The sequence below is a fragment of the Lactiplantibacillus songbeiensis genome (assembly GCF_005405125.1).
GTDB classification, from domain to species: Bacteria; Bacillota; Bacilli; order Lactobacillales; family Lactobacillaceae; genus Lactiplantibacillus; species Lactiplantibacillus songbeiensis.
The window spans coordinates 1-12,096 of sequence record NZ_BJDL01000025.1; the positions used below are offsets into that span (position 1 = coordinate 1).

Here is a 12,096-nt window from a genome sequence, read left to right on the forward strand (position 1 = left end):
GCAAATGTTTGCTACCAATTCAAGAATTGATAGACCCTACACATTTGATTCGTCGAAACTTTGTTCAGTTTTCAAAGATCTAAATCTATCGGTTGATTACCTCAACACAACTTAATCAGTTTAACATCGTGACACAAACGTGTCAACAATTATTTTTAAGCAACTTGATTAAGTAACTTGTTGAACTTGGTAACGCAACGTTTATAAGAATAACAAATCAATTGATAACTGTCAACAACTTTTCCAAAAGAAATTGAATATTTATGCAACTGACTTTTCTCATCAATAGAACGCTTGAACGTTGTGGTTTAGCTATTTCGTAGCTCTCTCGCAGCGACAAGTAATATCTTATCAAGGATTAGTATGCAGGTCAAGTCTTTTTCTCGATTTATTTTAAAAAAGTGATTGATCTGCCAACGACACCTAACCAAGATTAGACGTGAACCCCATGCGACGTTTTGCTCACTTAGCCGTCGACTAATAACTACGGCGATGGCAGCCCAACTTTTCAAATCGTTATGCCTATATATAAAAAGAGCACCGCCGTAACGATGCCCTCCTAGTCATACTCTATTTACTTGACGAACTACTGTCACTTGAACTAGATAACTCTGGTGCATCGGTCTTATATAGATCGACCGTCGACTTGTTCTTGTGTTTCGACAAGACACTTGTCTTCTTTTCCTGTTGTAACTCTTCTAAGGACTTCAGCGTTGTTGCTGGTTTATAACTATACTTAGACTTATCAACCTTTTTAAAGTTCTTCGGTGTGTAGAAGCGGAGCAAGTCCCCTTCAATCACCCGATCAGATAACGAGAGCTCCGTCGTCACGTGATTCTGCATCTGCTTAATCGCCTTTTGCTGCGTTGCCGTCAGATGCTTAATCTCCTGACCAGTCTTCGAGTTATAGATCGTCCCCCCTACTTTAGTATAGGTTGGTGAGACAAAGTTCCCATTTCTAAAGGCTACCGTCTGATTCCGATTCTTCGCTAAGAGATCGTTTCCAAATTGAATATAGTTGTTCTTAACCCCTAGTAGGTCTAATAAGGTTGGTAAGACATCGATTTCACCACCATACGTGTGGTTAATCCCACCCTTTAACCCGTTCATATGAATCATCAACGGTACCTTCTGGAATTGAGCCAGGTCATAGCTTGTCACGGTCTTCTTGCCTAATAACTGAGCAATCGCCGCCCGATGGTTATTCGAGATTCCATAGTGGTCCCCGTATAAGACTAGCATACTGTTCTTGTAGAGGCCGGCCTTCTTCAGGTAAGTCACAAATTCAGCAAATGCTTGATCTAGATAGTGCGCCGTTTGGACATAACCATCAACGGTTGAATCCCCAGTGGTGGTCTTCTTGATACTTTGGTTTTGCTTATCCAGGGTATACGGGTAGTGGTTCGTCAACGTAATCAGCTTGGCATAGAACGGTTGTGGTAACTGTTCTAGGTACTTCACCGTATCTTTAAAGAAGATCTTGTCCTTTAAACCATAACCGATATTATAACTCGACTTCTCCTTATAATAGGCCGAATAGAAGAAGTAGTTGTAGCCCCAGGACTTATATGCATTATCCCGGTTCCAGAAACTAGCCACGTCCCCATGAAAAGCCGCACTTGTATAGCCCTGGGCCTGATCCAAGATTGCCGGTGCCGCTTGGAACGTATTCGAGGTCCCATATTGCGTCATCGCCGACCCAGTTGGTAACCCGAACAACGAGTTTTCAAGCATCATTTCAGCATCGGAAGTCTTCCCTTGAGCCACCTGGTTATAGAAGTTATCGAAACTCAACGTACTCTTATTATGGTAGAACTTATTTAAGTTAGGGGTAACAGCCTTCCCATCGACCTTATAATCAATCAAGAATTGCTGGAAACTTTCCAAATGAATAATAAAGACGTTTTTACCCTTCGCTTTACCATAATACTGAATATTCGTGTCCGTCTTGTTCTTCTTCAGATAGGCTAAGACACTCTTGAGATCACTACTGCTAGCTTTGGCCCGAGTGGCGCTTTCTTTTTCGGTCTGATAGACACTATAGCCCGCATAAGTATTTAGCCCTAAATACTTCACGATATAGTTGTTATCAAACGTCCGCGTCAATAAGTCTGAACGATCATGTTCTGACATCCCGAGGTCCACAGCAAACAAAGCCACCCCAATCATTGTTAAAGTCGCCGCATAGCGCAGCTTAAATGGTCGTGGGTCAATCCGAATCACATGAAAGACTAGCAATAGAATCAGTAAAACCACATCGGCATAGACTAAAAAGTCCGTCCCATGGATAATCTGACTCAAACTCTTCCCTAAGTTATTGCTAGCCGCACCAGAACTTTTAATGACTCCGGCTGACATAAAATCAGAAAATTCCCGGTAATACAAAATATTGGCAAACAACCAGGTCGTCTGTAAGGCGTCAATGATCATTAACAACCAATATTTTAAGCGGCCGCGGAAGTATAACGCAATCCCCAGCAAAATGATTGCCGTTGGAAATGGATTCAAGATTAAAATGAATTGCTGAACGGCCCCTTTGACCCCCAGCGTGAATTCGGTCTTATACGCGATATACGTCTTGAGCCAAAATAAGACCACGGTCAAGGCAAAGAAGCCTAAGGTCGTGTTGACCTTACCGACCGTGTTTTTGATAAATTTGGGCATCATAATTCCTCCGTCATTGCTATTAACAAATCCATATTATAACGGTTGGTTGCTTGATAGCAATTACTTGAAGATTTCTTCAACAATTCTTCAATATTCAACGCATAATATGGATCAGTCTATAAAATATCTAATTGGCGGAAATGCTAATTGTCCGTTAACAAGTCGTATAACTCAATAGCAACTAAATCAATGTTATCAAATTCAAAGCTTTGGTCCGGATTGAATTCTTGTAATGTATACGTTGAAGTGGCGGGATCATAGGCAACTTGGCCTCGTTCAACGCCTTCCTTTTCAAAGCGCCGGGATTGAACCTCGGCGGCTTCAGTCGTCCGCATTGCTTCTAGTCGTTTGAGAATTGCTGATAATTCAGATTTTTCCATTATAATAATCTCGCTCCTTAGGTTTTGTTTTTATTCTAGCAAAAATTGGGACTAATAACACCCTTTTTCAGCGGAAAGCCCCATTTTCAAGCTAAATTCGCCTTTTTAATTATAACCCAATCCGGCCATTTGTCCCTATCAAGATGTGATAAACTTAAGACAACTTAATAAAAATGTTGTTTGCTACTCATTAGCTACTTGTTAGCCTGATAATTAGGCTGATCGTGATTGAATATAACTAGTTTAATACTCGCTGGCGTCATTTTAGCGGAAAACGCTAGTCGCGGTCAACTGGTTGCAAACAGCAAAAAAAACTAAAGGAGTCTTTTCAATGACGTTATTTAGAGATGATCTCAATACCACGATTGCTCAGATCCAAGTATCCACGATTCGGCAATTTGATGAAGAAGTTAGTGCGATTCCTGACATGGTCAAACTCACTTTAGGTGAACCCGACTTCAATACTCCCCAACACGTTAAAGATGCAGCTAAAAAAGCCATCGATGAAAACTATTCACACTACACTGGCATGGCTGGTCTCTTAGACTTGCGGCAAGCTGCGGCGAACTTTCAAGCTAAGAAGTACGGCAACCATTACGACGCTGAAGATCAGGTCTTAGTTACCGTCGGAGCAACCGAAGCGATTGCAACGGCGCTAACCACGATTTGTAATCCCGATGACGCAATTATCGTGCCCTCACCAATCTTCCCAGCCTATATTCCGATTATTCAAGAAGCCCACGCTAAGCCATTATTTATGGATACTGGGGTTAACGACTTCATTATCACACCTAAGATGATTGATGATTTCATCGCCGCACATCCTGATGAACACTTCAAGGGCATTATCTTAAACTATCCGAACAACCCAACTGGGGTCACCTACGTGAAAGATGAAGTCAAAGCTTTAGCCGAATGCTGTCAACGGCATAACTTATGGGTTGTTTCTGATGAAATCTACAGCGAACTGACTTACGGCAGTACCCATGTCTCCATCGCCAACTATATTCCTGACGAAACCATCTTGATCAACGGCTTATCCAAGTCACACGCCATGACTGGCTGGCGGATTGGCTTCTTGTTCGCCTCAAAAGAAATGACGGCGCAAATGAAGAAAGTTCATCAATATTACGTCACCGCCGCTACCACAGTTGCACAAAAGGCCGGGGTCGAAGCGTTAAAGAATGGACTCGATGATGCCTTGCCAATGCGGAACGAATATCAAAAGCGCCGCGACTTCGTCTACAAAGTGATGAACGGCTTAGGCTTTAAGATTGCACGGCCAACTGGGGCTTTCTACATCTTTGCCAAAATTCCAGCAAACTTCCAACAAGACTCGATGGCTTTCTGCAAGGATCTGGCTAAAAAGAATCATTTAGCCATTATTCCAGGGACTGGCTTTGGTGAACAAGGCGAAGGCTACGTCCGTTTAAGCTACGCTGCCAGCATGGAGAAGTTACAAAAAGCGATGGACCGACTAACCGCGTACATTGAAAATCCAGCTAACCAAACCGCTTAAATCAATTGTATTCAAAAAAAGACGCCACTAACCATTTTCGGATAGCGACGTCTTTTTTTAATCAGCAAATGCCAATTGAATATTGAGCCGTTGCGGTGTCGCGGCACTGGTGGCCCACTGTAGCGGCCCCGCTAACGACACTGCTGTCGGGGTCCGATACGCGATTGTCTGGGTTGTGCCAGATAACGGATCAGTTAACCGTAATCGCATAACCGTGGTCTGCGTCGCTAAGTAGTTCGGCTGGTTACGTTGAATCTTAATCGCACTCACCTTGGTTGCCTGCAGCGAAGACTGGGTATTTTCCCATGCTTGTGTCTGACCCGTGGCCACTAAAGTCAATGTCGTCTTGGTGCCAGGCACTCGATATTGAATGGTCGATGGGGCTACCTGATGATAAACTTCTTGCTGCTTTAGCCGCCAACGTAAATTATTATTCGCGGTAAACTTCCACTTTGAGCCCAGCGTGGTCGCAATCATCCGCCGACCATTTTGCTTGTACGTCGCCACTAAGCACCCACCAGCTTGATCCGTATACCCCGTTTTGAGCCCATCTACCTTGACCCGGGCATCATAGTAGCGTTGTCCCTTTAAAATCAGCACTGACGTTGGGACCCGGTAGTCATGAATCTTGACTGCTGACTGATTAGAGACCGTCACAATCTCTGGAAATTCAGTGACTAAGTGTTGGGCAATCGTGGTGATGGCTTTAGCTGAGACCAGATTCTGGGCCTTAGCACTCGTTTTCGGCAGATTTAAATGATACGTCGTCAAATCCGTATTATCTAATCCTGATGCACTGACAAAAGTAGCCGCTAATCCCCATTTTTTTGCCTGCTGGTTCATCTTGGCAATAAACGCTTGGTTACTCCCACCGACGAGTTCACCCAATGCAATGGCACTACTATTAGACGAGCCTACTAAGGTCGCTGCAAAGAGTTGGCGCACCGTAAACTGGTCTTTAGCCGCCATGGGCATTGTTGATAAGGTACTACTTTCCGCCATTTTACGGACATTTTTCGCAATTGGCACCTGATCCGTCCATTTAATCTGACCCGACTGAACAGCCTTTTCGACTAAATATAGGGTCATCAGCTTACTCAAGGAGGCAATCGGTAATTTTTCATCGGCATTTTGTGTATAAACCGCTTGCCCTGACTTGGCATCCATAATATACGCCGCCTTTACCTGATCAGCCTTGCTGGTTTTGGCTAACGCCAACGTACTGGTGAGTCCCCAAACACCACCAGCTAAGGTTAGTATGGTACCTAACCGAACAAATAAGAATCGACCTAACTTCCACATCGTTAAAAAACTCCTTTAGTTAATAAAAAGCGCTGGCCAGTTGCTAGCGCTTTGATTTTAAATTCATTCTGACGACTTAACTTCTGATTCTGGGATTTCCTCGGCTTTTTCTGGCCGCATCGCCATCGCAAACATCCCTAGGAACAAGCCTAGATAGTAGGTTAAGATTCGCCAAATCAGCATCGCTAAGATCAGCTTACTGTGACTCGGGATAAACTTGGCAAATAACTCGGTGAACCCGAATTCAGCCCCACCGGCGCCACCAGGGATTGGAAACAGCGACGTCACTAAAAAGATCAAAACGTTCAGACTAGTCACCATAATCACGTTGATGCCATGATAGCCCATCGCCCGCATAATAAAGTACGGAATCAGGTAGTAAAAGAGCAACTGGAAGAACGTGACGATACAAACTTCCACTAGCATCCGCCAGTCTTTGGTCATCCGCAGACTTTCTTCATAGAAGGAATCAATCTTCGTGCTAATGTTTGCCTGTAACTTGGCAAACCGTTCAGCCTTCATGAACCAGCCGACCGGAATTAAGACGATCTTAACCGCGCGCTTGGTAAAGTTATACCAATACATCACGAGTAATAACCCAACGATCACAGCAAAGTGAATCAAAAAGCCGAAAAAAACGTACAACGACAAATAGCTTAACTTCTCCGCCAGATAATTAAACCCAATCAACATCGCGAATAAAAAGTTCAAGACGACCATCGCTTGAAAGACCACGAACTTCATCAACGCGACTGAACTGGCCCGGCCCGCATCAATCCCGGACTGCGCCATCACAAAAATCTGCGCCGGCTGTCCACCGGATGAAAACGGCGTAATACCGTTGAATAGTTGTTCCGCTAACGGTACCCGTAAGGCACTGCGAAATGAGTAGTGCCGGTAACGATGGCGCACAAACTTCTGGACAACAACGGCCTCCAACCCAAAATACAGTCCCACACAACCCAATGCAACTAGTAACCACCACCAGTTTAATTGGGAAATATCAGTCATTAAATGGCTCAGCTTCACATTACGTAACGAGTACCACGAGATCCCCACGCCTAGTAAAACCATTGCCAATAATGACCAGATGTTTTTTCTAGTCATGGCTACCCCTCTTTTGCTTGTTGCAAATAAAAATCATGCCAGATCTTCGCTAACCGTTCTTCTGAGTAATCTTGAGAGGCTAAGACCGCCTTATCATGTAAGAATTGTAGTCCGGCTGGGTTGGCCCGTAATTGGTCAATCTTATGCTGCATCTCATCCACATCACTAGCAGCTTCATAATAGCCATCAATAATCGCTCGGTATAAGTCCAAATCACGGAGTAGCACCGGTGTCCCACAACTGAAGGCTTCTAGAACCGACATCGGGAATAACTCGTTATAGGAAGGTAGTAAGAACAAGTCGGCCATATTATAATAGTCGACTAACTTATCACGATCAACGATTCCCGGAAACGACAAGTTAGCAGGCGGATTATCAACGACTTTCTTCAAGTCTTGATAGCCATCCGTAATCCGACCGAATGAAAAGCCCCCGGCCCAGACAAACTGAATATCTGGATTACGTTTCGCCAACGTAATAAAATCCGGTACCCCTTTACGGTCCTGAATCTGACCCGTCCCAATAATCATGAATTTATCACGATCATAGCCATACTGCTGCCGCAACTTTAACTGCTTAGGCTTGGTCATTTCATAGAATTCACGTTTGCTGACAAAGTTTGGGATATACGTCACATCGGCACGCTTGATCTGATACGCTTCTAACTTAGGAATAAAAGTCGGATTGACCACAACAATGTGATCCATCCGTTTATAAAACGAAATCAAATAGCGGTTAAAGATCGCCTGAAACGGCCGAGGCAGCTTCAAGCTACCTTCCAACGTCTCTGGCAAAAAGTGCACATAGCCAATCTTACGACCACGATTCGGCATAAAAGTCGATAAATAAAACAGCGGGTTGACCGTATGATAATGTGAAATTGCTGAACGGCCATACCGATTGACCTTAATCTCAAAGTCATCTTGCCAGTGTGTCCGCAATAGGCCCATTAACTCCCGGTACGCACTCCCAACACCCTGACCTTTAACCGAGTCGGCTTTCGAAAACATGGTGATCTTTAACATAATTCGTCCCCTTAGTTACTGATGTCGGCCGATTTCGTCTCCGAATAAGCCAATTGCACATCTTGATAGTAATTCACGATCTGTTTGCCGAAATATTCGGCCGAAATTTGATACAGTTTCTTTTGCCGCGGCTTCGGGTCATCGAAAGCATGTGGATGTTGCAAATAACTGACCACATCATGCACCAGCTTTGATTCACTCTTAAAGGTCGTTCCCAATGACGGATCGTCCAACAATTGATCCGTATATGGACTGGCCGCAACAACGGTCTTTAAACCGGCTGCCATCGCTTCAATATAAGTTAACCCTTGTGATTCCGAATTGGAAGCTGAGACAAACAAATCTGCCATCTGATAGTAGTTGTAAACTTCATCATTATCAATCTCACCAGTGAATTGCACATGGTCACTTAGACCAGCGTCAGCTACTTGATTCTCCAACGTTTCACGGGCCGGGCCATCCCCAACGATCAGTAATTGTACCGTTGGAACTTGTTCTAAAATAGCTGGCAAGGCGGCAATCACTTCATGGATGTTCTTCTCGTACGCTAACCGACTTAACGAAAGTAAGACCGGTGTCTCGGGTTGATAGCCCAGTTGTTGCCGGTAATCTGTTGTCGATTCCTGCTCATATTGATTAATATCAATCCCCGTTGGAATAATCCGAATCGGTGCTTTAACCCCATAACGGGTTAACGTCTTCGAGACCCGGTCACTAGGCGCAACAACGCCATTTAAATGGTAACAATAGGCCCGGGTAGCTTCTTTCACGTGATACGGCTTGAGTAGCTTACCGTTAGCAATGTAATGCAGATAATCTTCGTACATCGTGTGATACGTATGGATACATGGAATCTTGAGTTGTTTGGCAACAAACTTGCCAATCATGCCCATCGAAAATTCCGTTTGCGTATGCACGATATCTAAGCCCAAATCTTTGGCTACTTGGTAAGCCTTAAATAAACCGCGCACCGCAATTCGGCGATCAGTAAATGATACGAATGGAATACTAGTAAAGCGGAAAATATTCCGTTCATAAATATTCTTATCAACATGCGGATCAGTGGTCGTAAAGATATAGACCTGATGACCAGCCCGCTCGAGTTGATTACGCAGCACTTTGATTGACGTTGCTACCCCACTCACTTGCGGATAGTATGTATCTGTAAATATCCCGATATTCACGTCGATTCTCCCTTTATTTCCGGCGACCCCGAAAGCACGTAGCGGGTCCCTCGTTGCTTCAACTAATTCCTAACAGCTTGTCAGGCAACCAATTGAGCGCTTGCATCCCAGTCTCAATGAATTAATTATACATATTATACGGTGACAATATGGGACTTGCAAATATTCTTAAGAGAAATTAAGAGTTCACTGAAAGTTATGTGACTGAATTAACAAAAAGACCGCGCTCAAAGCCTTAAAGGCCCTAAGCGCGGTTTACAAAAATTAGCTATCAATCAAATTATCAGCTTATTTGCCGAAAACGTTCTTTTCAACTAATTCTTTAACTTCTTCATTTGTGACACAGTCGTTCAAGGCCTTGTCAGCTAACTTAGCCATTTCAGTTGTGTCAATCGTCTTCATCAATGAACGCGTCTTCAAAACTGAAGTTGAACTCATTGAGAATTCGTCCAAGCCTAAGCCCATCAATAATGGAACCGCAACTTGGTCACCAGCAACTTCACCACACATACCCGCAATGCGGCCATTTGCGTGAGCGGCGTCGATGACATGCTTGATCAAACGTAACAACGATGGGTTGTATGGTTGATACAAGTATGACACGCGTTCGTTCCCACGGTCAGCAGCAAAGGAGTATTGGATCAAGTCGTTAGTCCCAATACTAAAGAAGTCAACTTCCTTAGCAAATTGGTCGGCTAAGATCGCAGCGGCTGGGATTTCAATCATGATACCTAACTTGATATCATCCGCAACTGGGGTGCCAGCCGCAACCAACTTGGCTTTTTCTTCTTCGAAGATGCCTTTAGCCTGACGGAATTCATCCAAAGTGGCAATCATCGGGAACATAATCCGTAATTGACCATAATGGGAAGCCCGTAACAACGCCCGGAGTTGCGTCCGGAAGATGTCATCACGGTCTAATGAAATCCGGATAGCCCGGTAACCCAAGAATGGGTTCATTTCATCGGGAAGTGGTAAGTATGGTAAATGCTTATCCCCACCGATATCCATGGTCCGGACGATCACTGGCTTGCCCTTCATCCCTTCGACAACTTTTTTGTAGGCTTCGAATTGGGTGTCTTCATCAGGTAATTCTGCTGAATTCATATATAAGAATTCAGAACGGAATAACCCAACGGCTTCAGAGCCCGCGTCCAAGACACCATCCATATCGTCAGGTGTCCCGATGTTTGAAGCTAATTCGAAATGCTTGCCGTCTTTAGAAACGGTCGCTTCATTCCGGAGCTTTTCCCATTCGGCTTTTTGGGCAGCGAAATCTTTGGCTTTTTGTTGGTAGTCACTGATTTCAGCATCAGTTGGGGCTACTAAGGCTTCCCCGTTAATCCCATCAAGAATTACCGTGGTGCCTTCCTTGATATCAGCCGTTGCGGTTTCAGAACCAACAACTGCAGGAATTTCAAGGGTCCGTGACATAATTGCTGAGTGACTAGTCCGACCACCGATGTCCGTGATGAACCCTTTAACGAACTTGCGGTCCAATTGGGCCGTGTCGCTAGGGGTTAAATCATGGGCAACCACGATGACTTGCGAATCAATTAAAGCTGGACTTGGTAAGGTAACCCCTAACAAGTGGCTTAAGACCCGTTTCGTAACGTCGCGAATATCGCCGGCACGCTCTTGCATGTAGGCGTTATCGGTCATTGCTTCGAACATTGAGATGAAAGTATCAGTAACTTCCTTCAAGGCTTCTTCTGCGTTGACTTTATCATCCTTAATCTTGCCTTCAATTTGTCCTAACATTTCAGGGTCAGATAAGATTGTGATATGAGCTTCAAAAACTTCTGCTTCTTCAGCCCCTAAGTTTTCGACCGCCTTGTCTTTAATGACTTGGAGTTCGGCCTTAGAAGCGTCAAAAGCATCATGTAACCGTTGAATTTCGGCATCAGTATCAGAAACTGTTGTCTTTTCGAATGATAAATCTGGATCAACTAGCATATAGGCCTTAGCAATCGCGATACCATCACTGGCAGCGATTCCTTTTAGTACCTTTTCAGCCATTATTCAGATAATCCTTCTTTCTTCATCGTATCAGCTAAAGCAGCAATTGCATCAGCTTCGTCAGCACCTTCTGCTGAAATAGTAACATCAGCATCTTTACCAACACCGAGTGACATAACACCCATGATGGACTTTAAGTTAACTGACTTGTCTTGGTATTGCAACGTAACTTCTGAGTTGAACTTACTTGCTGATTGTACCAATAAAGTAGCGGGACGTGCGTGGATACCTGTGTCTGCGATTACGTGAAATTCTTTCTTTTCCATAACTATTCGATCTCCTTCAAAGATGTAAATTAATTGGTTCCGAGTCAACCCGAGTTGCCGCCAACACGATCGCTCAAGAGCCCTTAGTATTGATGATAGCAATTATCCAATTGAAATACAAGCCCTTTCATTCATTCAATTGTGATTAATTGGTAGCCTTACCATCGTTGTCAATATGGTAAACGATATGGCCATCTAGGTCAGCCATACCAATGATTCGCTTCCGGTACTCATAGCGCATATAAGCATCATGAAATACCATAAAATCAGCCGGATCAACACTGAAAGAATCGCGCTTGCCAGTACGTAAATCTTCCATTAACTGCGTGTAATCTGTTGCCACAAACTGGCCCCCTTTTACCTGATTCGTTTATTTGGCTCAGTCGAGTCAGTTAGTCGTGGTTAACTGCTGCCGTCATTCATAGGTAGACCAATTTCTTGACGATTAACTTTTACAACTCGTACGATAACTAAAACATTAGCTTTCGTCCGCTTTTTTACGTCAATCAAGCCACTAAAATAACGCAACCAATTAAATAATTTAATTAATATTGTCACTTTTTCTATAAAATACGGCTATCACCAACTGACCAAAACTAGGCCTACTGACTAACATCAGCACTGGTC

Annotated in this window: 10 protein-coding genes; 1 reads left to right on the forward strand and 9 read right to left on the reverse strand. The window is 43.9% G+C overall.

The annotated features are described in order from the left end of the window. Positions 1–570 precede the first annotated feature (570 nt). Together FFM77_RS10165 and FFM77_RS10170 are read right to left on the reverse strand one after the other, a co-directional pair. On the reverse strand, positions 571–2,664 hold the full coding sequence (locus FFM77_RS10165) for an LTA synthase family protein (RefSeq protein ID WP_137635651.1): 2,094 nt from the start codon (positions 2,662–2,664) through the stop codon (positions 571–573). Between the two features lie 146 nt (positions 2,665–2,810). Further along, on the reverse strand, positions 2,811–3,047 hold the full coding sequence (locus FFM77_RS10170; RefSeq protein ID WP_137635652.1) for a YkuJ family protein: 237 nt from the start codon (positions 3,045–3,047) through the stop codon (positions 2,811–2,813). A 331-nt stretch (positions 3,048–3,378) separates the two neighbouring features. Between FFM77_RS10170 and FFM77_RS10175 the strand changes: the two genes are divergently transcribed. Beyond that, positions 3,379–4,566, forward strand: coding sequence for a pyridoxal phosphate-dependent aminotransferase (locus tag FFM77_RS10175; protein WP_137635653.1), 1,188 nt, complete (start codon positions 3,379–3,381; stop codon positions 4,564–4,566). A gap of 57 nt (positions 4,567–4,623) precedes the next feature. On the opposite strand, the gene FFM77_RS10180 is transcribed toward FFM77_RS10175, so the two are convergent. The 7 genes from FFM77_RS10180 to FFM77_RS10210 all read right to left on the reverse strand — a co-directional run bounded on the left by FFM77_RS10180 (position 4,624) and on the right by FFM77_RS10210 (position 11,812). After that, positions 4,624–5,868 (reverse strand): D-alanyl-D-alanine carboxypeptidase family protein, encoded by a 1,245-nt coding sequence (locus tag FFM77_RS10180; RefSeq protein ID WP_137635654.1) that lies wholly within the window; start codon positions 5,866–5,868, stop codon positions 4,624–4,626. A gap of 63 nt (positions 5,869–5,931) precedes the next feature. Further along, a complete protein-coding gene (locus FFM77_RS10185; RefSeq protein ID WP_137635655.1) occupies positions 5,932–6,975 on the reverse strand; it encodes a lysylphosphatidylglycerol synthase transmembrane domain-containing protein in 1,044 nt (347 codons plus the stop codon). A 2-nt stretch (positions 6,976–6,977) separates the two neighbouring features. Next, positions 6,978–8,000, reverse strand: a complete 1,023-nt coding sequence (locus FFM77_RS10190; protein ID WP_137635656.1) for a glycosyltransferase family 4 protein — start codon at positions 7,998–8,000, stop codon at positions 6,978–6,980. 11 nt (positions 8,001–8,011) lie between these two features. Further along, positions 8,012–9,184, reverse strand: a complete 1,173-nt coding sequence (locus FFM77_RS10195; protein WP_137635657.1) for a glycosyltransferase family 4 protein — start codon at positions 9,182–9,184, stop codon at positions 8,012–8,014. A 288-nt stretch (positions 9,185–9,472) separates the two neighbouring features. Continuing rightward, positions 9,473–11,203 carry a phosphoenolpyruvate--protein phosphotransferase gene (ptsP, locus tag FFM77_RS10200; RefSeq protein WP_137635658.1) on the reverse strand — a complete coding sequence of 577 codons (1,731 nt, stop codon included), beginning with the start codon at positions 11,201–11,203 and terminating at the stop codon, positions 9,473–9,475. Then, positions 11,203–11,469, reverse strand: coding sequence for a phosphocarrier protein HPr (locus tag FFM77_RS10205; protein WP_137635659.1), 267 nt, complete (start codon positions 11,467–11,469; stop codon positions 11,203–11,205). Before FFM77_RS10205 ends, ptsP begins: the two co-directional genes overlap by 1 nt. 145 nt (positions 11,470–11,614) lie before the next feature. Beyond that, positions 11,615–11,812 (reverse strand): hypothetical protein, encoded by a 198-nt coding sequence (locus tag FFM77_RS10210; protein WP_137635660.1) that lies wholly within the window; start codon positions 11,810–11,812, stop codon positions 11,615–11,617. Between the last annotated feature and the right edge of the window lie 284 nt (positions 11,813–12,096).